This window comes from Tabrizicola sp. T46 (assembly GCF_057219895.1).
In genome coordinates this window covers 326,322-349,837 of the sequence record NZ_JBXVVV010000002.1, presented here as the reverse complement: position 1 = coordinate 349,837, position 23,516 = coordinate 326,322, and the positions used below count along the sequence as shown (strand labels likewise).

The window sequence follows — 23,516 nt, the reverse complement described above, 5'->3', positions numbered from 1 at the left end:
GCCGCCCCGATTGCCTTACTGGGCAGGCTTCAGGTCAAGCCCGACGCCCTTGTTCACGAACTGAAGCGTGTAGCCCTTGGTGATGTCCAGCCCTTCGGGCGCAGCACCGACCGAGACCATCTTGGCGTAGAAGTCGGCCATCCGCGCATCGGTCATCGCCCCGATTCCCATGGTCAGCGTGTCGCCGGAGTCGACGATCCCGTTGGCCTTCATCGCCTCGATGGCATAGGCGATGGCCTCATCGGTCATCTCGGGGTTGTCCTTCTTGATCAGCTCGTTGGCGGCGGTGTTGTCGTTGTAGATATAGTTGTACCAGCCCTTGATCGACCCATCGACAAAGCATTCCACCACTTCGGGACGGTTCGCGATGGTGTCTGCCATCGTGTCGATGGTCGTGGAATAGGCGTTATAGCCCGCGTCGGCGATCAGGTAGACGTCCGGCTTCCATCCGGCCTCCTTCTCGACGAAATAGGGTTCAGAGGAAAGGTAGCCCTGCATCCCCCAGGTCGGGTTGGCGATGAGCGGGGCGGAGTTGAAGGTGTAGACCTCGCGCTGTTCGGGCTTGAAGCCATAGGCGCTGATCATCCAGGCCCAGAAGGTCAGCACACCGCCGTCCGAGATCAGGAACTTGTCGAGCTTCGTGAGGTCGGCGAAGGATGTGGCAGCACCGGGATGGGTGAGGATGACCTGCGGGTCCTTCTGGAACGAAGCGGCGACGGTGACGATCGGCACGCCTTCCTGCACGGCGGTGATCGCGTCCAGCGTAGAGCCGCCCATGATGAAATCGACCTGCCCCGACAGCATCATCGCGCGGTTGTTCACCTGCGGGCCGCCCGGGATGATCGTCACGTCAAGGCCGCAGGCGGCATAGGTGCCATCGGCCACCGCCTGGTAGAAGCCGCCGTGTTCGGCCTGCGCGACCCAGTTGGTCCCGAAGGTGACGGCGGTGTTCTGGGCTGCGGCAGGAAGGGCGAGGCTTGCGGCAAGGGCCGTCGCACACATTATGCGGGCTGTCAGGGTCATGGGGATCCTCTCTGTCGGTTGTCTGTTCGGCGTTTTTATGCCCGGACTTTAGGCTGACGATGCGGCAAGGCGAGTCTTCTGCCTCAGAATGGCGGCGGCAGGCGGCGATTTCAGAAGGCCAGAAGCCAAAGCGCAAGGCAAATGCTGTTTTTCTGTGCAGCGGGGCGTGGAGGGCCCGGGGGCGGGTTGCCGATTCACCCGCGCTGCCGCAGGTTCGGGCAAAACGAGGGGAAATGATGATGCGCAGCCTTTCGCCCGAAACGATCCGCCCACCCTTTGCCGCCTATTCCCACGGGGTCGAGGTGCCGTCCGGATTGCGCTGGGTGCTGACCTCCGGCCAGCTGGGAATCGGCGCTGATGACCGGGTGCCACCGGACGCCCGCGCCCAAGCGGACCTTTGCTTTGCCAATTGTGCGGCGATCCTGGCCGAGGCCGGGATGAGCCCCGCGGATGTGGTGCGGATCAATGCCTTCGTAACCGACCGCGCCCATATGCCCGCCTATATGGCGGCCCGTGATTCCTGGCTGGAGAGTGTGGCGCGCAAGCCCGCCTCGACTTTGGTGATCGTTTCCGGATTCACCCGGGCCGAGTTCCTGGTCGAGGTCGAGGTGACGGCAGCCAAGGCCTGAGGTTCAGGCCAGGACGTCCTGGTCAAGGCAGCGCACCAAGGGGTAGGTCACGCCCAGGGCACCGACAAAGGCAGCTTCAGTTTCCGCGAGGAGCCGCGCAGGAACGGCCTGCCACAGGCTACGGTCGGTCCAGCGGATGACGAGATGCAGATGGTCGGGGTCATGGGCTTCGCGCCAGACTTCCTTGCCAAGAAAGCCGGGCTGACCGGCAAGCGTTGCGGTCCAGATAGCCGCATCCGCGGCAAGAAAGCGGGTCTGTTCGGCGAGGGGAACCTGGAAGGAAAGCTGTTCGATGACCATGTCTGTACCTGATGCTCGGTTGGGACGGAGCGTAGTCTGTTCGGCGAGGGATTGCGTTCAAAGCTGGTTGATCGGCACCTTCAGCATCGGCTTGCCATCCCGGTCTTTCGGCACCTCGCCGGCGCGCATGTTCACCTGAAGCGACGGGATGATCAACCGGGGCATGTCCAGCGTCGCGTCCCGGGCGGTGCGGAAGGCGATGAACTCATCCCGGCTGCGACCGCCACCGACATGGATGTTATGCGCCTTCTCCTCCGCCACCGTGGTCTCCCAGGCGATGTCGCGGCCGTTGGGTCCGTAATCGTGACACATGAAAAGACGCATCGCGTCAGGCAGGGCAAGCACCTTCTGGATGCTGTCGTAAAGGACGCCCGCGTCGCCGCCTGGAAAGTCGGCCCGGGCCGAGCCGCCGTCGGGCATGAAAAGCGTGTCGCCGACAAAGGCCGCGTCGCCGATGACATGGGTCATGCAGGCGGGGGTATGGCCCGGGGTGTGGATGGCAAAGGCCTCCATCGACCCGATCCGGTAGGTGTCGCCGTCCTGGAACAGCCGGTCGAACTGGCTGCCGTCACGCTGGAACTCGGTGCCTTCGTTGAAGATCTTCCCGAAGGTCTCCTGCACCGTGAGGATCTGCGACCCGATGCCGATCTTTCCGCCAAGCCTGTCCTGGATATAGGGCGCCGCAGACAGGTGGTCGGCGTGGACATGGGTTTCGATGATCCATTCCAGCGTCAGGCCCCGCGCCTCGATGCTGCGGATCATGGCATCGGCATGGGCATGGGTGATGCGGCCGGCGGCGTAGTCGATGTCCATGACCGAGTCGATGATCGCGCAGGACGGCGAGGCTGGATCCTTCACGATGTAGGAGATCGTGTTGGTGGCCTTGTCGAAGAAGGCTTCGACTTCTGGCCTGACGTCCATGTGGATGGGAGGAAGGGTCATCAGGTTGCTCCTTTCCGGGCAGATGCGCTGCGCTGCGATTGCGCAGACTTCAGTGCGTTTGCGACTAGTATTCCAGCAACCAGCGCCGCGACAAAGGCGAAGACATCCGCAGCACCGGTGCCAAGGGCGGGCAAGGCCCCGCCCGGGCAGAAGCCCGAGATGCCCCAGCCGATGCCAAAGACCGCCGATCCGCCGATCAGGCGGGCGTCGAGTGTCGTTGCGGTGGGCAGGTGGAACCCGGCGTCAAGGACGGGTGCCGGACGCCGGAAGACCAAGCGGTAACCAAGGAAGGTGGTTGCAAGCGCGCCCCCCATCACGAAGGCGAGCGAGGGGTCCCATGATCCGGCGATGTCGAAGAAGTTCAGCACCTTGGCCGGATTGGCCATGCCGGACAGCGAAATCCCGAGACCGAAGATCAGGCCGATGGCCCAGGCGGACAGAAGGCGCATGGGTCAGGCTCCGATCAGGTGGCGGGTGACGTAGACGGTGGCGAAGGTCGTCGCCATGAAAGTCACCGTGGCAACGATGGAGCGCGGCGAAAGGCGCGCGATGCCGCAGACACCATGGCCCGAAGTGCAGCCGCCACCATAGCTGACTCCGACCCCGACGATCAGGCCGGAAAGCAGCAGCACCGGCATCGACACGGTGACCTGCGCCTCGGGCCAGATGCCAGAGAGAAGCCACAGCGCCAGGGGTCCGCAGACCATCCCGCCCACCAGGGCCGCGCGCCAGGCAAAGTCCTGCCGGTTGGCGGGCATCACAAGCCCGGCTAGGATTCCAGTCGCCCCCATGATCCGACCATGCAGCAGCATCAGCAGCGTTGCGGCAATCCCGATCAGGATACCGCCGCCCAGCGAGGCCCAGGGCGTGAAGACCGTTTCGCTCATTCCTTTGTCCCTTTACTGATCAGTCGGCCAACTGCGGATCCAGGCCTGCCGGATGTCCACCAGCCGGGCAGGCAAGCAACCGTCCGTGGGCATCGAGGTTCCCAGTCGACCGGTTTCAGGCCTCAGCGGCGCCGTGCCATCATCCAGACGAAGAATACTCCGCCTGTAAGGCTCGTGACAACGCCGATCGGCATGTCCTCGGGTGCCATGACGACACGGGCAGCGGCATCGGCCACGACCAGAAAGACCGCGCCCGCAAAGGCCGAGGCGGGCAGCACACGCGCGTTGTCGCCCCCAAGAACAAGCCGCACGAGGTGTGGCATCATCAGCCCGACAAAGCCGATCAGACCGGAGAACGCCACCATCGCCCCGGTGATGAGTGCAGCGACGACGAAGACGGTGAGGCGAAAGCGGGCAACCTCGATCCCGAGGCTTGCCGCCGTCTCGTCGCCAAGGCTCATCGCATTCAGCCGCCCGGCCTGTGCCCAGAGCCAGAGGCCGCAAGGCACAAGCGCCACTGTCGGCCAGATGAGATGATCCCATTGTGCAAGGCCAAGCCCGCCCAGCATCCAGAAGACCACCGTATGGGTCGCGCGTGGATCGCCAAGGAAGATCAGGATATTGGCACCGGCCATGATGACAAAGCTGACCGACACACCGGCAAGGACCAGCCGGTCGGCGCTGGTCGCACCGGCCAGCCTCGCAACGCCCAGGACCAGAATGGTGGCGGCCAGCGCCCCACCGAAAGCCATGATCGGCACGGTCAGAAGGCCAAGGAAAAGTCCGGTGTGCAGAAGTGCGGCGATGGCACCGAAGGCCGCGCCAGAAGAAATGCCCAGGAGATGCGGGTCTGCCAGCGGATTGCGCGTGACCGCCTGCAGCGCAGCCCCCACAAGCCCGAGGCCCGCCCCTACCAGAGCCGCCAGGATCACGCGGGGAAAGCGGATTTCCCAGACGATGTTCTGATGCGCCGCGCTCCAGTCCGGGGTCACGAGACCGGGCGCAACCCGGTCCAGCGCAATGCCCCAGACCGTTACCGGCGGAATCGATACCGAGCCCACGGACACGGCCAGAACAATGGCAACAAGCAGCGCCGCCCCCGCCCCGAGCGCTGCACCCGAGCGGAGACCGATCCTGCGGCCGACCGATGCTGCGGCGATCCTGGTCATCCCCGGCTCACAAGTCCGGCAGCGGCGAGCCCCGACATCAACGCGCCATGCACCGTTCCAGGGTGATCCGGAGATGCCGCCTCGCCCGCAAAGATCAGCCGGCCGTCCCAATCCGCCCCCTGCAGCGCTGCGCGCGTTCCGGCATGGGTGCCCACGGCATTGAACGAGTAGGAGCCGAACGCAAAGGGATCCTGTGACCAACGGGTAACCTGTGCCGCAAGCGGGGCAGGAAAGCCGGTTCCGAACATTGCCCTCAGCGCCTCATGCGCGGCATCCGCGGTGGCGGCGTCGCTCAGCGCCTCGATCTCGTGCGATTGCGCGGCGGCATTGAAGCCGAGCAGGACCGGCGCGCCCATCGAAGGCGCCAGGCTGACCCATTCGGCCCAATGCCCGTCCCTTGGCCCCAGCCACCCGATCCAGTCGACATCATCGGGCCAGGCGATGCGGTCGAAGCGCAGCCAGCACTTGTTGAGAAGACCCATCCGAAGGCCGTCAATCGCGCGCTGTCGGTCGTGCGCCAGCGGCTCGGCAAATCGGATGTTCCCTGATTGCAGCACCCCGATCGGCAGGGTGACCACGGCTTGATCCGCCGTCAGGATCTCTCCCCCGGCGAGCGTGACGGATACGCGCCCGCCCTCCGGAGCCAAGGCGGTGACAGCCTTGCCCAGCCTTATGCCCAGACCCTGCGCCAGCATTCCGGGGATCTGGTCGTAGCCCTCTGGAAAAAGGACATCGCCACCGCCGAATTCCGTGCCGTCGTCGAAGTGCCAGGCCGAGGCCTCGTGCCAGTCGCTGCCATATTCATGCTCGACCGTGCTGTTGATGAAATGGCGGATCAGCCGCCGCTCCTCAGCATCGGCACTTCGCCATCCCTGCGAGGCTTGAACCGCGTCGGCCAGAGACAGGTCTTCATCGCGTTCATCCACCGCCGCGCGGGCGGTATCCACCACGGCTTCGGCCCGCGCCATTGCCGGTTCGAGATCAAGGGGGCGACCGGTCACATCCAGCGTGATCGCGCTGTCATAGGAGGTGGACAGGCGACGGACCCCAGCCTCGTCGGCCAGCGCAGAGAGGGGATTGCCGCGTATGCCATGGATCCAACTGGCCCCAAGGTCCACCGGCAGGTCGGGCCAGAGGCGCGAAGTCCAGATGCGCCCGCCGATCCGGTTCCGCGCCTCGATCACCGTCACCCGATGGCCAGCGGTCTGCAGCATGCGCGCAGCAGTCAGCCCCGCAATACCCGCCCCGATCACGATCACGGATCGCCCAGTTGCGGCCTGCAAGGGCACAGGCGCCTGCAGTGCGGCAAGGCAGGCGAGCATTTCACGGCGGGAGATCATCGGCACACCTGGCCCGGACTGGATTTGCTTACTGACCCCAGAACCCGGCGACAAGCTTCTCCACCGCCTTGATGTTGCGGGGTCCGGGCGTCGCCTCGACATATTCCAGCACGACAAAGCGGTCGTTCTTCACGGCATCGACCCCTGCGAAAGCGGGATTTTCCTTCATGAAGGCAATCTTCTGTTCTGCCGTCACGTCGCCATAGTTGACGATCACCACGACCTCGGGGTTGCGTTCGACCACCGGCTCCCAGCTGGTCTCGGCCCAGCTTTTTTCCAGGTCCGCCAGGATGTTGACGCCACCCGCCGCCTCGATCAGGGCTGTAGGCATGGCATAGGCACCGGCGGTGAAGGGGGCCTCTTCACCGCTGTCATAGACAAAGACGCGCAGGGGGTTCGAGCGGTCCACGCCGGCCGTGACCTCCGCAAGACGCTCTCTCCAGCCTGCCACCAGATCCTCTGCCTTCGCCTCGACGCCGAAGATACGGCCAAGGTTCAGAATGTCATTGTACATGTCGTCCATGCTCGACCGGGCCTTGGGGCCGATGTGGACGCAGCTTTCGGTCAGCTCGTAGGTCTTGATCCCCAAGGGTTCCAGCGTCTCGGGCGTGACTTCGCCGCCGACCTTCATGCCGTAGTTCCAGCCGGTGAAGAAAAAGTCGGGCTCGGCCGCGGCCAGCACCTCTTTCGTAGGATACTTGGCCGACAGTTCTGGCAGCTCGGCCACACCTGCCCGCATCTCCTCGTCCAGCGTCTTCCAGCCGGAGATGCCGGTATAGCCGACCATCCGGTCGCGCAGGCCGAGGACCAGCATCATCTCGGTCAGGTTGACGTCATGCGAGATCGCGCGAGTGGGGGCAGCGTCGAAGGTCACCTCCCGGTCGCAGCTTTTCACAGTGACAGGATAGGCCAGGGCGGCGGAGGCGGACAGGAACAGGACGGCAAGCGACAGTCGGATCATGTGAAGAGTCTCAGGCGTTGTCAGAGGTGGAAGGAAAAGCGCGGTGCATCGCCGGACCGGTCGATGCGGGCCTGCACGTTGAATGCCCGGGCGAGGGTCACCTCGGTCAGGACGTCCTCGGGCGGGCCGTCGGCTAGGATGCGTCCCTCCCGCAGGATCAGGACACGGTCCGCGAATTCGGCGGCCAGGGTCAGGTCATGCAGCGTGGCGATCACCGTCAGGCCAAGGCCCTTCAGAAGTGACAGGAGCTCCAGCTGGTGGCGGATGTCGAGGTGGTTGGTCGGTTCGTCCAGCACGATGATCCGTGGCTCTTGCGCAAGGGCGCGGGCGACCATCACACGCTGGCGTTCACCCCCCGAAAGGGTGGCGAAGGGGCGGTCGGCCATACCGTCCAGGTCCATCCGCCGGATCGCAGACTGGATGATCGCCGCATCCGCGCTGCCGGGGGCGGCATGGCCGGGGCCCCAGGTCTTCCGGTGCGGCAGGCGGCCCAGCGCCACGATCTGGCGGGCGGTCAGGGCAAAGTCGGCGGGCTGTTCCTGCAGGACGGCGGCAAGATGGCGCGCGGCCTCGGACGCGCCCATGTCCCAGATGTCCCGGCCCATCAGCCGCACCGAACCGCTGCGCGGTGCCTGATGACGGTAGAGCAGCCTGAGAAGCGAGGACTTCCCCGCCCCGTTCGCACCGCAGATCGCCATGACCTGGCCCTGCGGCACGGCAAAGCTGATATCCGACAGGATATCCGGGCGGCCCTTCGGCCCCCAGCATACGCCGGAAACCTCGACAGCGGTCGGGCCCGCAAGCGGCGCAGACCGCGCCACGGGATCAGTTGTTGCAGCCGCGGGTGGCTGCCATGGCATATCCATCGCATGCTCCTTCCGGGACACCCCGCCCGGGTCGGTCTGTTGCTGCGATGGCAGGTCTCCTGACTCGCGGGTCTCTGCTCTCCCCACCTTCCCGGCCGGTTCCGGCCAGTGGCATCGGGGGTCGCTCGCCGCCTACAGTTGCGGGGGCAGTCACGGAATGGGCGGCTGATGCCTACACCCGACCCGTGTTCCCTTTTCACCCGGCCGCGCTTGGTTTGGCCGGGAACCATCGCGTCGGGTATGGCCGAGGTGCCGCGTCAGGTCAAGTCCGACCGCGATGCGCCCTGGTCTCAGGCCGAGGGTGCCACGCCGCAGTCCCGGAAGGCTTCGACCGCAGGCCGCGCTCCGGAAAGGTCAAGGGGGACCCTGGTCTCCCCGGCAAGCGCCGTGGCGGTGCTGTTCAGCGCCAGGCCGTCAAGCACGTTGCCAAAGCCCGTATCGCTAACTGTCAGCGTCCGCCCGTCCGGTGAAAGGCGGTGGCGGGCGGTGCCGATGGTCATTGCGGCGGGGCCGTTGAAGCTGAGACCGAAAGTGTCTGTCACCGGCCAGGGATCGGGGCGGGTGAGGGTGATGGCGTAAGGCTCTGGCAGGGACGGATCGTAGGTCACGCGGACCTGCAGGGTCGGCGTGTCGTTCAGGATGGTGCAGACCGGCGTGTCGGTGAACTCCCAGGCTTGGGCGGGCGAGGCGAGCAGGAGGGCAAAGAGGACGCGCATGGAGGGGAGATGGACCGGCAGCCGGGATCGTCAAGCAAGCCCCCGGATCAGCGCCCGCGCCGCCGCCAGGTCGTCGGCCTCTCGGCCCGAGATGACGAAGGCGAAGACCTGACGGTCTCTGGCGGTCCGGCACATCCGGCGGGCGGGGGACGTGTTCGGGTCCGCGTTAACCTTGCTGCAACCAAGCTGGCCGAGACTGCGGGAAGCAGGAGGAGGTGCTGATGGACCCAGTGGACGAATTCGCGCGGCTGAAGGCCGAGATCAAGCGCTTGCAGGACCGGGCCGAGGTGCTGCGCGAAGGTTTCCTGCGCCCTGGTGCGCGGCTGCGGTCGAACCGTTTCGAGGTGACGGTGAAGCGGCAAAAGCGGCGGATCTTCCAGAAGGACCGCTTGCCCGAGGCGGTGCTGGCAGACCCGCGCTATTGGGAAGAGCGGGAAAGCGAGGTTGTCACCTGCCACGAGATCACGACCTTCCGCGCAGGCGATCCGGACATCGTCTTGGTGGAGTGACGCAAGGTAGGGTGGGCGCTTCGCCCACCTTTCGAAAGGGAAACCCTTGGAAGGCCTGCCACATGCCGAACTACCGCCGGATGCGCGTCCCGGGTGCCACCTATTTCTTTACGGTCAATCTTGCCGTGAAGGGGGCGACTGCCCTGACCGACCACATCCAACACTTGCGCGAAGCCTATCGGATGACAGCTGCCGAACACCCGATCGACTGCAAGGCCATGGTGATCCTGCCTGACCATATCCATGCCGTCTGGACCCTGCCACCGGGGGATGCCAACTTTTCCCTACGCTGGCAGAAGATCAAGGCGCGGTTCACCTTTGCGACCGGATTGCGGGGCCCGCAATCGCGCAGCATGTCTGCCAAGCGCGAGGCGGGTCTGTGGCGGCGCCGGTTCTGGGAGCACATGATCCGCGACCCTGATGAGGAGGCGCGCGCCATCGCCCATTGCCTCAGCGATCCGGTCCGGCATGGCTATGTGAAAAAGGCGGTGGACTGGCCGTTTTCGACGATCCACCGTGATCTGCGGACGAAGGTGGGCGCTTCGCCCACCCTACGGGCCGTCGCGTAGGGTGGGCGGCGCGCCCACCGCCTCTACCTACCCCGCCGCGACCGCTTGCCGCCCCGCTGACCGGCCCGCCCTGCCGTCGACCGTCCGGCCATCTTGGTGGCCTCTGTCACCGCTTCCTCGATCACCTCCTGCCGCGCAAACGGGTCATCGGCCACGGCAAGCTCCACCGCCTCCAGCCGCTTGACCTCATCCCGCAGGCGGGCGGCTTCCTCGAACTCCAGGTTCTCGGCGGCCTTGCGCATCTGGGCGCGGAGAGCATCCAGATGGGCGGCGAGGTTCGACCCGACCATTGGCTTGTCGACCTTGGTCGTCACGCGGGACATGTCGGTGTCGCCCTGCCAGAGGCCGGCCAGCACATCCTCGACGTTCTTCTTGACCGTCTCGGGCGTGATCCCGTGCGCGGCGTTGTAGGCCATCTGCTTTTCGCGCCGTCGGTTGGTCTCGGCGAGCGCCCGTTCCATCGACCCGGTGATCCGGTCGGCATACATGATGACCCGGCCTTCCGCGTTCCGCGCGGCGCGGCCGATGGTCTGGATGAGGCTGGTCTCCGACCGCAGAAAACCTTCCTTGTCCGCGTCGAGGATCGCGACCAGCCCGCATTCCGGGATGTCGAGGCCTTCGCGCAAGAGGTTGATCCCGACCAGAGCGTCAAAGGCCCCCAGCCGCAAATCGCGCAGAATTTCAATGCGTTCGATGGTGTCGATGTCGGAGTGCATGTAGCGCACCCGGATGCCCTGTTCGTGGAGGTAATCGGTCAGGTCCTCGGCCATACGCTTGGTCAGCACGGTGACCAGCGTCCGCAGGCCCTTGGCCGAGACCTTGCGGATTTCGTCCAAGAGGTCGTCGACCTGCATCTCGACCGGGCGGATTTCCACGACAGGGTCCAGAAGGCCGGTCGGGCGGATGACCTGTTCGGTGAAGATGCCGCCGGTCTGTTCCAGTTCCCACGCCGCGGGGGTGGCGCTGACGAAGACGGACTGGGGCCGCATTGCATCCCATTCCTCGAACTTCAGGGGGCGGTTGTCCATGCAGGAGGGCAGGCGGAACCCGTGTTCGGCCAGCGTGAACTTGCGGCGGAAGTCGCCCTTGTACATGCCGCCAATCTGGGGGACCGAGACGTGGCTTTCGTCGGCGAAGACGATGGCGTGGTCGGGGATGAATTCGAAGAGCGTCGGCGGCGGTTCGCCCGGGGCGCGGCCGGTGAGGTAGCGCGAGTAGTTCTCGATCCCGGCGCAAGAGCCGGTCGCCTCCAGCATCTCGAGGTCGAAGTTGGTGCGCTGCTCCAGCCGCTGTGCCTCGAGGAGTTTCCCCTCGGACTGTAGCTGCTTCAGCCGGTGGAAAAGCTCGTCCTTGATGCCCTTGATCGCCTGGGCCAGTGTCGGGCGCGGGGTGACGTAATGAGAGTTCGCATAGATGCGGATCTGCTTGAACGTGTCTGTCTTTGCACCGGTCAGGGGGTCGAATTCGACGATCGACTCCAGTTCCTCGCCGAAGAAGGAAAACCGCCAGGCGCGATCCTCAAGGTGGGCGGGCCAGACCTCCAGACTGTCGCCGCGCACCCGGAACGCCCCGCGCTGGAAGCTGCCTTCCAGCCGCCGGTATTGCTGGGCCACGAGTTCCGCCATGACCTTGCGCTGGTCATACATCTGGCCGACCACAAGGTCCTGCGTCATGGCCGAGTAGGTTTCGACCGACCCGATGCCGTAGATGCAGGAAACCGAGGCAACGATGATCACGTCATCCCGTTCCAGAAGCGCCCGGGTGGCCGAGTGGCGCATCCGGTCGATCTGTTCGTTGATCTGGGATTCCTTCTCGATATAGGTGTCGGTCCGCGGCACATAGGCCTCGGGCTGGTAGTAGTCGTAGTAACTGACGAAGTATTCCACCGCGTTGTCGGGGAAAAAGCCCTTGAATTCCCCGTAGAGCTGGGCGGCAAGGGTCTTGTTCGGCGCAAGGATGATCGCGGGGCGCTGGGTTTCCTCGATCACTTTTGCCATGGTGAAGGTCTTGCCGGTACCGGTGGCCCCCAGAAGCACCTGGTCACGCTCGCCCGCCAGCACCCCGGCGGTCAGTTCGGCGATAGCGGTTGGCTGGTCGCCCGCCGGCTGAAAGGGCGTGGACAGGACGAATCGCCGGCCGCCTTCCAGCTTGGGCCGGGTCAGCACCTCGGGGCGTTCGGTCAGGGCGTTGGCGTTGTTGTGGGGCATCTGCGTCCTCTGCCTTGAGTCGCGGCCCATCAGACTTGATCCGTTTTTGTTCCAGTTCAAGCGCCGATCCGACCGCCGATCCGACCGCCGATCTGACCGCCGATCCGACCGGGCCTTGAAAGCGTTGCCCGGACTTGCCGAAGCCGCTAAGGCAGACAGAAGAGGTGTGGCATGGCAGAGAAGATCGACACGCGGGCGGTGGGCCTGGATGTGGGGCTGGCGTTCATCCGCTGGCTGACGGGGGCAGAGAACCTGCATTACGGGCTCTGGACCGGGCTTGACGTGACGGCCGGAAACCTGCGGGCAGCGCAGGAGGCCTATACGGCAAAGCTCTTCGGCTACCTGCCGGCGGGCCCGTTGCGTATCCTCGACATCGGCGGAGGCGCAGGCGAGACGGCGCGCAAGCTTCTGGCCCTGGGCCATACGGTCGAGATCGTCGTGCCATCCGCCTTCCTTGCCGCCCGCTGCCGCGAGACCGCGAAAGGTGCCGTCGTCCACGAATGCACATTCGAGGACTTCACGGGTAAAGGCCCGTTCGACCTTTGCCTCTTTTCGGAAAGCTTCCAGTACATCCCACTGTCGGAAAGCCTGCCGAAATGTGCTTCTCTCCTGGCCCCCGGTGGCCAGGTCGTGATCGCAGACTGCTTCCGGACCGATGAGTACAAGGGCCGGGCCGTGCTGGGGCCGCAACCGGGAGGTGGCCACCAGCTGGGGCATTTCCGCACCGCATTGGACCAATCCTCCTTTGCGCTGGCAGCGGAAGAGGACATCACCGATGCGGTCGCACCCTCGATTGATCTGGAACAGCAATTGTTCAACGTGATCGGTCACGGCGTGACGCGCGTGTCGGATGAGATCAAGGCAAAGAAGCCGGCCGCGCACTGGACGCTTGCCCGCTTCATCGGCCTGTTCCTCCCTGCAAAGCGTCGCCGCAACCTGATGCAGCGACTGACCGGAACCGACCGCAATGCCGAGAAGTTCCGGCATTTCAACCGCTACATGATGCTGCGGCTGCAACGGAAACCCTGAAGTGTCCGGCCCCGAGGCCCATCTTGCAGCAGGACACAACTTTCGGTTGCATTTCGTTAACGCTTTGGGCAGTCTGCAGGTTGCAAGCAGCAACTTGATCTGTCGGCTGGCCCACCCCACCCCACCCAAACACTCCCGGGCCGGCCGACAGCCTTTTCTGTCCTAAGTCGTGCTTGCGCTTTTCCGCAAAGCTTGGGAATAACGGGCCATCCTGTCCGGAGGACCTCATGCGCGCCCGCATCTACCAGCCCGCCCGAACCGCGATGCAGTCGGGAACCGCGAAGACAAATCACTGGGTGCTGGAATTTGCCCCGGCATCAAGCCGCGAGGTCGACCCCCTCATGGGCTGGACGTCGTCCGACGACACCCAGGCGCAGGTCAGGCTAAGGTTCGAAAGCCGCGAGGCGGCGCTGGCCTATGCGGCAGAAAAGGGGATCGAGGCCGATGTGACCGAGCCCAAGCCGCGGAAGCCGGTGATCCGGCCCCGCGGATATGGCGAGAACTTCGCGACCGACCGCAAGGGCGCCTGGACGCACTGAATGGCCGTCACCATCTCTGAAGAGCATCCGCTGACGCCGGACCTCGCCCTGTTGTTCGAACGGCACACGGCGGACATGCATGCCGATACCCCGCCCGAATCGATCCACATGATGGACAAGGGCGCGCTGGCAGCCCCCGGCATCCGTTTCTTTGTACTGCGCGACGACGGTCAGCCCATAGCCATGGGTGCCTACAAGCGGATCGACGCTACCCATGCGGAGATCAAGTCGATGCATGTCCTGGCCGACGCGCGTGGGCGGGGCCTGTCGAAGACGATGCTGGACCATCTTGTGACCGCCGCACGTGCTGACGGCTTCACGCGCCTCAGCCTTGAGACCGGCGTGCAGCCGACCTTCGTCGCGGCCCGCGCCCTTTACGCGCGGGCAGGCTTTGTCGAATGCCCCCCGTTCGAAGGCTACTGGGACGACCCGAACTCGTACTTCATGACGAAGGTGCTTGCCTGATCATTGGGCTTGGCTCAAAAGGCCTATGGCGCGGGCTCATAGCTCAACTGGATAGAGCAAGGACCTTCTAAGTCCGAGGTTGGGGGTTCGAGTCCTCCTGGGCCCGCCATTCCTCTGCAGATTGCTCGTCGAGTCCGTCGGGCACTCCTCGCTGGGTGTCTTCGACGCGTGCCCGAAGGGCTCGGCGAGATTGGTGTCAGGTCTTGGAACTCGGCGCCCCGCCCTCGAAGCGGTTGCCGTGGCGGTAGTCGCAAGGGGCCTCCTGCATCTGCAGGTGCAGACCGGTGCCGGTGAAGGGATGGGCGCGGGCGACGTCCTCGTCGAAGTCGATGCCAAGGCCGGGGGCTTCGGGCGGGATGATGTAGCCGTCTTCCCATTTGATCGTGTTCCTGATCAGCTTGAGATGGAAAGCTCCGCCGGTCTCGATCGTCTCGGCGATCAGGAGGTTCGGGATCGAGGCCGAAAGGTGCACGTTCGCAGCCCATTCGACCGGACCCGCATAGAGGTGCGGCGCCATCTCGGCGTTGAAGATTTCGGCCATCGCGGCGATCTTCTTTGCTTCCCAGATGCCGCCGACCCTGCCAAGCGCGGGTTGCAGGATCTTCACTCCCCCGGCCCGCAGAAGAGTACCGAACTCGTACTTGGTCGTCAGGCGTTCGCCGGTAGCGAGGGGGACGCGGACGGATTTCGCCACCTCGGCGAATTCCAGAAGGTTGTCGGGCGGGATGGGCTCTTCGTACCAGAGCGGGTTGTAGGGTTCGAGTTCGCGGCCCATGCGGATTGCGCCCGGGGTGGTGAACTGGCCGTGGGTGCCGAAGAGGAGGTCGACCCGGTCGCCCACCGCCTCGCGGATCGTCTTGCAGAAGGCGACCGAGCGGGTGATGTCGGACATCGCCGGCTCATGGCCGCCGCGGATGGTGTAGGGGCCGGCGGGGTCGAACTTCACCGCCGTGAAGCCCTGGTTCATGAAGCGCACCGCGGCTTCGGCTGCGGCGTCGGGATCGACCCAGAACTCGGCCGATTCCTTGCCGGGTTCGGGGTAGAGGTAGGTGTAGCTGCGGATGCGGTCGTTCATCTTGCCGCCGAGGAGGGCATAGATCGGGCGGTTGCGGGCCTTGCCGATGATGTCCCAGCAGGCGATCTCCAGCCCCGCGAAGGCGCCCATCACGGTGGGGTCGGGGCGCTGGGTGAAGCCGGCGGAATAGGCGCGGCGGAACATCAGTTCGATGTTTTCCGGGTTCTCGCCCTGCATGTGGCGTTCGAACACGTCCTCGATCACCGCGCGCATCGCTTTTGGCCCGACGGTCGAGGCATAGCATTCGCCGTAGCCGGTGATACCGGTGTCGGTGGTCAGCTTCGGGAAGATCCAGTAGCGACCGCCCCAGCCCGGGAACGGGGGGGCGACGACGAAGATCTCGAGGTCCTTCAGTTTCATGTCCGTCCCCTTGGGCTGGCGGCGGAGCGGGGGTTTCACACCCCCGCACCCCCGTGGGATACTTGTGCAGAAAGGAAGCTAGGGGCGTGAAGCTGCCCGGTCATGGCGAATTGCGACGCCCGATGGCGCTGCCGGCATGCAGGGCGATGCAGCCGAGCATCAGAAGCGCCGAAAGCAGGAAGGGCGCGCCGGGTGCGAAGACCGGGGCGTCCACGGCCGAAAACCGCGCGAAGGTCGTCGTCATGATCAGGGGCGCGGTGATCATGGCGATGGAATTGAGGCTGGCGAAGATCCCCTGCAGCTCGCCCTGCGCATCGGCGGAGGTTTGGCGCGAGGCGATGGCCTGCAAAGCGGGGGTGACGACTCCGCCCAAGGCCGTGACCGGGGTGATCGTCAGCGCAACGGCAGGAGAGGTAACTAGGCCAAGCGCCGTCAGCGTCGCGACATTGACCCACATGCCATAAAGGGCCGCCCGGTGTTCGCCGAACCGGCGGATCAGCGGGCCGACCAGCAGCGCCTGACCCACCGCGAAGGAGATGCCGTAGACTGCCAGCGAGACCCCGACCATCGTCGAATCCCAGCCAAAGCGGGCCTGGCCGAAATAGGCCCAGATCGCGGGGTAGACGTTCATCGCGATGCCGAGGATCAGGAAGGTCGCAAGGAGCCTGCGCAGGCCGGGGAGCCGGGTGACGGCACGAAGCGCGCCAAGCGGATTGGCCCGGGCAAGGCTGAAGGGGCGGCGGGTGGCGTCGGTCACCGTCTCGGGCAGGACGAACCAGCCGAAGGCAAGGTTCGCCAGCGCAAGACCGGCGGCGGCGTAGAAGGGCGCACGTGGGTCGATCGCGGCGAGAAGCCCGCCGATCAGGGGGCCAAGGACGAAGCCTACGCCAAAGCCCGCGCCGATCAGGCCAAAGCGACGCCCGCGCTGGTCGGGTGGGGTAATGTCAGCGATGAAGGCGCCCGCGGTCGCGAAGGTGGCGGCGGTGATGCCAGCGACCAGCCGCGCGACGAGAAGAAGCCATATCGACCCGGCCAGCGCCATCACAAGGTAATCCGCGGCCATCACGGCCAGCGAGACAAGAAGCACCGGACGGCGGCCGAAACGGTCGCTGAGGGCCCCGATCAGGGGACCGAAAAGGAACTGCATCACGGCAAACGCGGTGGCCAGGACGCCTCCCCAGAGCGCCGCCTCGGCCAGGGGGCGGCCCGTCACTTCTTCGATGAGGTCGGGCATGACCGGGAAGATCAGGCCGATGCCGATCGCGTCCAGCGTGACGGTTGCCAGGATGAAGCTTAGGGCCAGCCGCTGACGGTCTGAAGTAAGGTTCGTTTCCGTCATGCCAAGGCTCTACGGAGCTGCATTACCGGCAGCCCGTGCAGCGAAAGTACAATTTTCGGGCGTTGCGCCGTGTGATTGTCAGCCATGTCCCATCCGAGTCAGGAAATCACCTAGCGCCGCGCCGAAGCGGGCGGGGTCGGTCAGCATGGAGAGGTGCGGCAGACCCGGCAGGACGCGAAACTCGGACCCGGCGATCAGGTCCGCCGTCTCGCGCTGCATGTCGGGGGGCACCTTCCGGTCGTCGCCCCCGGCAAGGACCAGCGTCGGCAGGGTCAGGGTCGTGGTCGTCTGGTAAAGGTCCGCGGTCGCCACGGCTGCGGCAATTCCCTGCCAGCCTTCGGGCCGCGTCTGGTCCAGCATCGCGCGCAGCGGGCCAGTGGCGGGCTGATCCTTCCAGCGGGGGCCCAGAAGAGCGGCGCAGTCGGCATCGGGGTCAGGACCGTGCTCACGCTGTTGCGCGATGCGGGCCTGCCACCAATCGGGATTGCCAAGCCGCGTCGCCGCCCCGGTCAGGACCAGCGCACGCACGAGGTCCAGCCGCTTCACGGCCAGCCCTTGCGCGATCAGACCCCCTTCGCCCTGGCCGACGACAACCGCCTCGCGCAGGGCGAAGTGATCCGCCAGCCGTTCGACATCCCGGATCAGCGCACCAAGGGCGTAAGGCGGCGGCGGTGTGTCGGATGCCCCGTGGCCGCGCAGGTCCAGGGTCAGGACACGAAAGCGGGCAAGGGCGGGAAGGATGCCGTCCCAGAGGCCCGCTCCAAGGCCGAGGCCGTGGATCAGGATGACGGGTGCTGCATCCGGCGGGCCGGACTGCGTTGCGTTCAGGCGCAGGTCCGACAGCCAGACCAGCGTCACGCGAAACGCTCCAGCGCCGTGGCGAAGACCCGGGGGTCGACGTTGCCGCCAGTCGCGACGGCGATGACGGTCTCGGGCAGGTCTGGCGTGAAGAGAGCCGCTGCCAGCGCCACCGCGCCGCCGGGTTCAAGAACGATCCGCAGATGGGTGAAGGCGAGCGCCATCGCCTGCAGGGCCTGGTCGTCCGAGACGGCAAGCCCCGGCCCGGCAAGGCGCAGCAGGAGTGGAAGCGTCAACTGGCCCGGGGCTGGCGTCAGGATCGCGTCGCAGATCGAGCCGGTCGCTGCCGGGTTCGTCTGCCGCGTTCCGCTGGCAAGGGAGCGGGCAATGTCGTCAAACCCGTTGGGCTCCGCCGTCCGCACCCGAAGGTCCGGCGCGTCAGCTTCCAGCGCCAGCGCGATGCCCGAGGCGAGGCCACCCCCGCCGCAGCAGACCAGCACCTCGGCCTGCCCTATGCCGGCAGCCTTCGCCTGCGCCGCGATCTCAAGACCCGTTGTCCCCTGCCCGGCGATCACCTGCGGATCGTCATAGGGGCGGATCAGCGTCAGGCCACGGCCTTCGGCCAGCGCGGCCCCGATGGCATCGCGGTCCTCGGTCGCGCGGTTGTAAAGCACAACCTCGGCGCCATAGGCGCGGGTATTGGCGATCTTCACCTCGGGCGCGTCGGAGGGCATGAGGATGACGCAAGGCGCGCCGTGCCGCGCGGCGGCAAGGGCAACCCCCTGGGCATGATTGCCCGAGGAATAGGCGATCACCCCCCGCGCCCGCGCCTCGGGCGACAGTGCCGAGACGGCCGCCCATCCCCCCCGCGCCTTGAAGCTGCCGGTCAGTTGCAGGCATTCGGCCTTGACGAACACCCGCCGGCCCGCCACCCGGTCGAGAAGCGGGGCGTGCAGAAGCGGGGTTTCCCTGACATTGCCCCGCAGGCGGACAGCAGCCGCCCGGATCATCCCGATATCGGTCACGTCAGGCCTGCAAGGAAGGTGCGGATCAGGGCGACCGCCTCGGGTTCATCGAGGAACGGGATATGCGCACGGTCCGGCACTTCGGCGAATGCCATGTCCGGGCGTCGTCTTTGCATCTCGGCCGCCGTCGCTGCGGTCAGAAGGTCGGAATTCGCGCCACGGATCAGGGCCAGCGGCAGGCCGCCAAGCGCATCGAAGAGCGGCCAGAGGTCGACGGGCGGACCGTCGAAGGCGGCAAGGAAGGCCTCGCGCAAGGCCGGGTCATAGGAGAGGCGCAGCCCCTCGGGCGTCTCTACCGCATGTTTCCGCGCCTCTTCCAGCCAACGCGTCATCGGCACGCGGGCAAAGCCGGGGGATTGGGCCAGGCGTTCGGCAAGGCCCTCATGCGTCCTGCCGGCCGGGTTCCGGCCAACATAGTCGAAGATCCGGGTCAACCCGTCCCGCGCAATCTCGGGCCCGACGTCGTTCAGGATCAGGCCCATCAGGCGCGGTCGGGCGACAGCGCCAAGAACCATCCCGATCAGCCCCCCGCGCGAGGTTCCAAGCAGCGCCGCCCGTTCCACCCCGAGGTGGTCCAGAAGCGCCAGCGCGTCCTTCGACTCCTGCTCGACGGTGTAAGTGGCAGACCCGGTCCAGTCGCTCGCCCCCCTTCCACGATAGTCCATTCGGATCAGCCGCAATGGCGGCAGGTGCGGGACGAGGTAATCGAAATCGGCCATGGTCCGCGTCAGGCCCGAAAGGCAAAGAAGCGGCAGCCCCTCGCCTTCGTCCCGAAAGGCAAGGCGGGCGCCATCGGGGGCGGTGAAATGTCTAGGCTCGTTCATCGGGCCACGTTGGCACGACGGGCAGGCAGGGAAAAGGGGCGACGGGCGGTTAGGCCGCAGGCGGCAAGCGCTTGTGACCCGCGCGCGCTGCGACTAAACCCTTGCCCGAAGTGGGGGAGGATCGGCATGTCCGACACGTCCGGGACAACCGAAGAGCGGCCAAAGTCGAAAGAGGTCGGCGCGCTGCGCGGGCTGTGGCCGTTCCTGTGGCCCTACCGTGGCATGCTGGCGCTTGCCGGGCTGGCGCTGGTCCTGACTGCGGCGGTCAGCCTTGTCCTGCCTCTTGCCGTCCGCCGCGTCGTCGATGGGTTCAACGAAGGTGACGCCGCCCTTCTAGACCAGTACTTCACCGCCGCGCTTGGGATTGCCGCCCTTCTCGCCCTTGGCACCGGCCTGCGCTACTACCTTGTCACCCGGCTGGGCGAGCGTGTTGTGGCCGACATCCGCCGCACACTTTTCGATCGCGTCCTCGGCATGTCCCCCGCCTTCTTCGAGCGGATCATGACCGGCGAGATCCTCAGCCGGATCACCACGGACACGACCCTTATCCTCAGCGTCATCGGCTCGTCCGTCTCGGTCGCGCTGCGGAACCTCCTGATGCTGATCGGCGGGCTGGTCCTTTTGTTCCTTACCTCGGCCAAGCTGACCGGGCTGGTCCTTCTGATCGTACCGGCCATCGTGGTACCGATCGTCGTCCTTGGCCGACGCCTGCGGCAGCTGTCGAAGGAAAACCAGGACTGGATCGCGTCCTCCTCGGGCTCGGCGTCCGAGGCGCTTCTGTCGGTCCAGACGGTGCAGGCCTTCACCCATGAGGGGCCGACGCGGGCCGCCTTTGCCGCGGTGACGGAGAAAAGCTTCGACAGCGCCAAGACCCGCATCCGGACCCGCGCGGTGATGACGGTGATCGTGATCTTCCTGACCTTTGCCGGGATCGTCGGCGTCCTTTGGATCGGGGCGCGCGATGTGCGGGCCGAGGTCATGACGGTAGGCGAGCTGATCCAGTTCGTGATCTATGCGGTCATGGTCGCCGGGGCCGTTGGGGCCCTGTCCGAAATCTGGGGCGAGTTGCAGCGCGCCGCCGGGGCGACCGAGCGGCTGGTTGAGCTTCTGAACACCACCGACGCGGTGCAGGACCCTGCCCGCCCCGTCGCCCTGCCCCGCCCGGTGCGGGGTGAGATCGCGTTCCGGGACGTGACCTTCCGCTATCCCGCTCGGCCCGAGACAAGTGCCCTGAACGGCATCTCCCTGCATGTCGCCCCGGGCGAAACCGTCGCGCTTGTAGGACCGTCCGGGGCGGGGAAGACCACGATCCTGCAGCTTCTGATGCGGTTCTATGATCCGCAGTCGGGCCAGATCATGCTGGACGGGATAGCGCTGGACAGCATGGAGCGCGCCGATTTCCGCCGCGCGATCGCCCTTGTGCCGCAGGACCCTGTGATCTTCGCCACCTCGGCCCGCGACAACATCCGCTTCGGCCGCCCCGACGCCACCGACGCCGAGGTCGAGGCTGCTGCCCGGGCAGCGGCGGCGCATGACTTCCTGATGGGCTTGCCGCAGGGCTATGACAGCCAGCTTGGCGAACGCGGCGTCATGCTGTCGGGCGGGCAGAAACAGCGCGTGGCCATTGCCCGCGCAATTCTGCGCGACGCGCCGATCCTGCTTCTGGACGAGGCCACGAGCGCCCTTGACGCCGAAAGCGAACGCGCTGTTCAGGCGGCGGTCGAAAAGCTGGCCGAGGGGCGCACCACGCTGGTCGTCGCGCACCGGCTGGCAACGGTGAAGCGGGCCGACCGGATTGTCGTCTTCGACCAGGGCCGGATCGTTGCCACCGGAACGCATGAGGCGCTGGTGGCCGAAGGCGGGCTTTATGCGCGCCTTGCGCGGCTCCAATTCACCGACGGTGCAGTCTGACGTTGCGTCCCTGGTCCCGGCCCTGCGGACAAAGCGGCTTCACAAACGCCTGGCCTGCCCCCATGTTCGCCTGAAGCCTGCGGCAACAGCGGGCGGCACAGGGGGGAGGAACCGATGCCGACATTTGCAACCTTGGCCGATCTGAAGGCTATCGAGGCAGAAATGCCATGGGCCGACCGTGGTCAGGCCCGGTCGATCTACGAATACCTATCGCGGGCAAAGGCCGAGCATAGCGGTCGTCCGGCGATCAGCTATCAGCTTCTGTCGGGCCCAGCCGAGAAGAAGGTGACCCTGACCTGGGCCGAGCTTCATGCCCAGGTCACGCAGGCCGCGAACCTTTTCCGCAGCCTTGGAGTCGGCGAAAAGGATGTGGTCGCCTTCATCCTGCCGAACGCGATGGAGACGGCAGTTACCCTGCTTGGCGGTGCCGTCGCCGGGATCGTGAACCCGATCAACCCGCTTCTGGAGCCGGAAAAGATCAGCGCCATCCTGCGCGAGACGAATGCGAAGGTCGTGGTCACGCTGAAGGCCTTCCCCAAGACCGACGTGCCGCAGAAGGTGTCCGAAGCCGTCCAGTTCGCCCCGAACGTTAAGACGGTGCTTGAGGTCGATCTGGTCCCCTATCTTTCGGGGCTGAAGAAGGTCATCGTTCCCTGGCTGCGACCAAAGAACCCGCCGCAGCATCGGGCCAACATCAAGGACTTCCGGGCCGAAGTCGCGAAGATGCCGGCCGACAGGCTGACGTTCAAGGACAACCACCACGACCGCGTCGCCGCCTATTTCCACACCGGCGGGACGACGGGGATGCCCAAGGTCGCCCAGCACAAGGTGTCGGGCATGGTCTACAACGGCTGGCTGGGCACGACGCTGCTGTTCAAGCCGACCGACGTGGTGCTGTGCCCGCTGCCGCTGTTCCACGTCTTCGCCTGCTATCCGATCCTGATGTCGATGATCGGTTCGGGCGCGCATGTCGTGTTCCCGACCCCGCAGGGCTACCGGGGTGAAGGCGTGTTCGACAACCTCTGGAAACTGGTTGAACGCTACAAGGTCACCTATCTCATCACCGTGCCGACGGCGCTTGCAGCGCTGATGCAGCGCCCGGTCAATGCCAATATCTCCAGTCTGAAAAACGCCTTCTCGGGCTCATCCCCCCTGCCGATCGAGCTCTACAACCGCTTCAAGAAAGAGACTGGGATCGACATCGTGGAAGGCTACGGGCTGACCGAAGCCACCTGCCTTGTCTCGGTCAACCCGCCGGATGGTCAGAAGAAGATCGGGTCGGTCGGTCTGACCTTCCCCTATACCCATGTCCGCATCCTGACCACTGAAGGGGCCATCGGCTTCCGCGAATGCGACGTGGACGAGGTAGGCGAGATCTGCATCTCGAACCCCGGGGTGTATGAAGGTTCGACCTATACCGAGGCCGACAAGAACAAGGAACTGTTCGCTGAAGGCCGGTTCCTGCGGACCGGAGACCTGGGCCGGATCGACGCCGACGGCTATCTCTTTATCACCGGGCGGGCGAAGGATCTGATCATCCGCGGCGGGCACAACATCGACCCTGCGATCATCGAGGAAGCCCTGACCGGGCATGAGGCGGTTGCCGTCGTCGGGGCCATCGGCCAGCCGGATGCCCATGCCGGTGAACTGCCCTGCGCCTATGTCGAACTGGTCAAGGGGGCCAGCGCCACGGTCGATGACCTGATGGCGTATGCCGCGCAGCATATCTCGGAGCGAGCCGCCCTGCCGAAGTATATCGAGGTGCTGCCCGAGCTGCCCAAGACCGCAGTCGGCAAGGTCTTCAAGCCCGATCTTCGGCGCATGGCGATCACCCGCGTGTTTGATGCCGCCCTCGCCGAGGCAGGGATCGGGGCGCATGTGAACGAGGTCGTCGAGGACAAGAAGCGCGGGCTGGTTGCGCGGCTGACCAAGACGGCACCGGTCGAAGATACGCGGGTTTCCGAAGTCCTTGGCCAGTATGCCAGCCCTTGGGAATGGGCGGCCTGAGACGGTCTTGCGGTTCGTCAGACAGC

At 65.7% G+C, this 23,516-nt stretch carries 24 protein-coding genes, 1 tRNA gene and 1 riboswitch; of the genes, 9 read left to right on the top strand and 16 right to left on the bottom strand.

The features are described 5' to 3' along the window. Window positions 1-15 precede the first annotated feature (15 nt). Window positions 16-1,023: an ABC transporter substrate-binding protein gene (locus AC2D9V_RS09265; protein WP_484713783.1), complete on the bottom strand. Its 1,008-nt coding sequence runs from the start codon at window positions 1,021-1,023 to the stop codon at window positions 16-18. 239 nt (window positions 1,024-1,262) lie between these two features. Between AC2D9V_RS09265 and AC2D9V_RS09260 the strand changes: the two genes are divergently transcribed. Then, window positions 1,263-1,652 (top strand): RidA family protein, encoded by a 390-nt coding sequence (locus tag AC2D9V_RS09260; RefSeq protein ID WP_484714476.1) that lies wholly within the window; start codon window positions 1,263-1,265, stop codon window positions 1,650-1,652. Window positions 1,653-1,655: 3 nt separating this feature from the next. On the opposite strand, the gene AC2D9V_RS09255 is transcribed toward AC2D9V_RS09260, so the two are convergent. From AC2D9V_RS09255 to AC2D9V_RS09215, 9 genes are all read right to left on the bottom strand, one after another. Next, entirely contained in the window at window positions 1,656-1,952 is a 297-nt protein-coding gene (locus tag AC2D9V_RS09255) for a TIGR03792 family protein (protein ID WP_484713782.1), read from the bottom strand. 57 nt (window positions 1,953-2,009) lie between these two features. Continuing rightward, window positions 2,010-2,894 (bottom strand): MBL fold metallo-hydrolase, encoded by an 885-nt coding sequence (locus AC2D9V_RS09250; RefSeq protein WP_484713781.1) that lies wholly within the window; start codon window positions 2,892-2,894, stop codon window positions 2,010-2,012. Continuing rightward, entirely contained in the window at window positions 2,894-3,343 is a 450-nt protein-coding gene (locus AC2D9V_RS09245; protein ID WP_484713780.1) for a DUF6691 family protein, read from the bottom strand. Before AC2D9V_RS09245 ends, AC2D9V_RS09250 begins: the two co-directional genes overlap by 1 nt. Window positions 3,344-3,346: 3 nt before the next feature. Then, window positions 3,347-3,781 (bottom strand): YeeE/YedE family protein, encoded by a 435-nt coding sequence (locus AC2D9V_RS09240; protein ID WP_484713779.1) that lies wholly within the window; start codon window positions 3,779-3,781, stop codon window positions 3,347-3,349. A gap of 122 nt (window positions 3,782-3,903) precedes the next feature. Beyond that, window positions 3,904-4,950 (bottom strand): FecCD family ABC transporter permease, encoded by a 1,047-nt coding sequence (locus AC2D9V_RS09235; protein ID WP_484713778.1) that lies wholly within the window; start codon window positions 4,948-4,950, stop codon window positions 3,904-3,906. After that, window positions 4,947-6,290, bottom strand: coding sequence for a flavin monoamine oxidase family protein (locus tag AC2D9V_RS09230; protein ID WP_484713777.1), 1,344 nt, complete (start codon window positions 6,288-6,290; stop codon window positions 4,947-4,949). Before AC2D9V_RS09230 ends, AC2D9V_RS09235 begins: the two co-directional genes overlap by 4 nt. A 28-nt stretch (window positions 6,291-6,318) precedes the next feature. After that, complete coding sequence (locus AC2D9V_RS09225) at window positions 6,319-7,251, bottom strand: ABC transporter substrate-binding protein (protein WP_484713776.1); 933 nt, start codon at window positions 7,249-7,251, stop codon at window positions 6,319-6,321. Window positions 7,252-7,271: 20 nt separating this feature from the next. Then, window positions 7,272-8,117: an ABC transporter ATP-binding protein gene (locus AC2D9V_RS09220; RefSeq protein ID WP_484713775.1), complete on the bottom strand. Its 846-nt coding sequence runs from the start codon at window positions 8,115-8,117 to the stop codon at window positions 7,272-7,274. Window positions 8,118-8,149: 32 nt separating this feature from the next. Continuing rightward, window positions 8,150-8,363, bottom strand: a riboswitch (cobalamin riboswitch). A gap of 44 nt (window positions 8,364-8,407) precedes the next feature. Beyond that, window positions 8,408-8,833, bottom strand: a complete 426-nt coding sequence (locus AC2D9V_RS09215) for an excinuclease ABC subunit B (protein ID WP_484713774.1) — start codon at window positions 8,831-8,833, stop codon at window positions 8,408-8,410. 221 nt (window positions 8,834-9,054) lie between these two features. On the opposite strand from AC2D9V_RS09215, the gene AC2D9V_RS09210 reads away from it, so the two are divergent. Together AC2D9V_RS09210 and AC2D9V_RS09205 are read left to right on the top strand one after the other, a co-directional pair. Next, entirely contained in the window at window positions 9,055-9,342 is a 288-nt protein-coding gene (locus AC2D9V_RS09210; protein WP_484713773.1) for a hypothetical protein, read from the top strand. Between the two features lie 62 nt (window positions 9,343-9,404). Beyond that, entirely contained in the window at window positions 9,405-9,911 is a 507-nt protein-coding gene (locus AC2D9V_RS09205; RefSeq protein WP_484713772.1) for an REP-associated tyrosine transposase, read from the top strand. Between the two features lie 23 nt (window positions 9,912-9,934). On the opposite strand, the gene uvrB is transcribed toward AC2D9V_RS09205, so the two are convergent. Then, window positions 9,935-12,118 carry an excinuclease ABC subunit UvrB gene (gene uvrB / locus AC2D9V_RS09200; RefSeq protein WP_484713771.1) on the bottom strand — a complete coding sequence of 728 codons (2,184 nt, stop codon included), beginning with the start codon at window positions 12,116-12,118 and terminating at the stop codon, window positions 9,935-9,937. 171 nt (window positions 12,119-12,289) lie between these two features. On the opposite strand from uvrB, the gene AC2D9V_RS09195 reads away from it, so the two are divergent. The 4 genes from AC2D9V_RS09195 to AC2D9V_RS09180 all read left to right on the top strand — a co-directional run bounded on the left by AC2D9V_RS09195 (window position 12,290) and on the right by AC2D9V_RS09180 (window position 14,260). After that, window positions 12,290-13,147 (top strand): class I SAM-dependent methyltransferase, encoded by an 858-nt coding sequence (locus AC2D9V_RS09195; protein ID WP_484713770.1) that lies wholly within the window; start codon window positions 12,290-12,292, stop codon window positions 13,145-13,147. Between the two features lie 227 nt (window positions 13,148-13,374). After that, window positions 13,375-13,686 carry an ETC complex I subunit gene (locus AC2D9V_RS09190; RefSeq protein ID WP_484713769.1) on the top strand — a complete coding sequence of 104 codons (312 nt, stop codon included), beginning with the start codon at window positions 13,375-13,377 and terminating at the stop codon, window positions 13,684-13,686. After that, window positions 13,687-14,151, top strand: a complete 465-nt coding sequence (locus AC2D9V_RS09185) for a GNAT family N-acetyltransferase (protein WP_484713768.1) — start codon at window positions 13,687-13,689, stop codon at window positions 14,149-14,151. A 32-nt stretch (window positions 14,152-14,183) separates the two neighbouring features. Further along, window positions 14,184-14,260 (top strand) — tRNA-Arg (locus tag AC2D9V_RS09180). Window positions 14,261-14,347: 87 nt separating this feature from the next. Here AC2D9V_RS09180 and AC2D9V_RS09175 read toward each other — a convergent pair. The 5 genes from AC2D9V_RS09175 to AC2D9V_RS09155 all read right to left on the bottom strand — a co-directional run bounded on the left by AC2D9V_RS09175 (window position 14,348) and on the right by AC2D9V_RS09155 (window position 19,572). After that, window positions 14,348-15,586, bottom strand: coding sequence for a mandelate racemase/muconate lactonizing enzyme family protein (locus AC2D9V_RS09175; RefSeq protein ID WP_484713767.1), 1,239 nt, complete (start codon window positions 15,584-15,586; stop codon window positions 14,348-14,350). 100 nt (window positions 15,587-15,686) lie between these two features. Further along, window positions 15,687-16,925 (bottom strand): TCR/Tet family MFS transporter, encoded by a 1,239-nt coding sequence (locus AC2D9V_RS09170; RefSeq protein ID WP_484713766.1) that lies wholly within the window; start codon window positions 16,923-16,925, stop codon window positions 15,687-15,689. Window positions 16,926-17,003: 78 nt separating this feature from the next. Next, on the bottom strand, window positions 17,004-17,783 hold the full coding sequence (locus AC2D9V_RS09165; RefSeq protein WP_484713765.1) for an alpha/beta fold hydrolase: 780 nt from the start codon (window positions 17,781-17,783) through the stop codon (window positions 17,004-17,006). Continuing rightward, window positions 17,780-18,748, bottom strand: a complete 969-nt coding sequence (locus AC2D9V_RS09160) for a threonine ammonia-lyase (RefSeq protein WP_484713764.1) — start codon at window positions 18,746-18,748, stop codon at window positions 17,780-17,782. The genes AC2D9V_RS09165 and AC2D9V_RS09160 overlap by 4 nt, the downstream gene beginning before the upstream one ends. Beyond that, complete coding sequence (locus tag AC2D9V_RS09155; protein WP_484713763.1) at window positions 18,745-19,572, bottom strand: alpha/beta fold hydrolase; 828 nt, start codon at window positions 19,570-19,572, stop codon at window positions 18,745-18,747. The genes AC2D9V_RS09160 and AC2D9V_RS09155 overlap by 4 nt, the downstream gene beginning before the upstream one ends. A 126-nt stretch (window positions 19,573-19,698) precedes the next feature. Between AC2D9V_RS09155 and AC2D9V_RS09150 the strand changes: the two genes are divergently transcribed. Continuing rightward, the gene (locus tag AC2D9V_RS09150) at window positions 19,699-21,483 is read left to right on the top strand and encodes an ABC transporter transmembrane domain-containing protein (protein WP_484713762.1); all 1,785 of its coding nucleotides are present in this window, start codon (window positions 19,699-19,701) and stop codon (window positions 21,481-21,483) included. Window positions 21,484-21,597: 114 nt separating this feature from the next. Beyond that, complete coding sequence (locus tag AC2D9V_RS09145; protein WP_484713761.1) at window positions 21,598-23,490, top strand: acyl-CoA synthetase; 1,893 nt, start codon at window positions 21,598-21,600, stop codon at window positions 23,488-23,490. Window positions 23,491-23,516 lie beyond the last annotated feature (26 nt).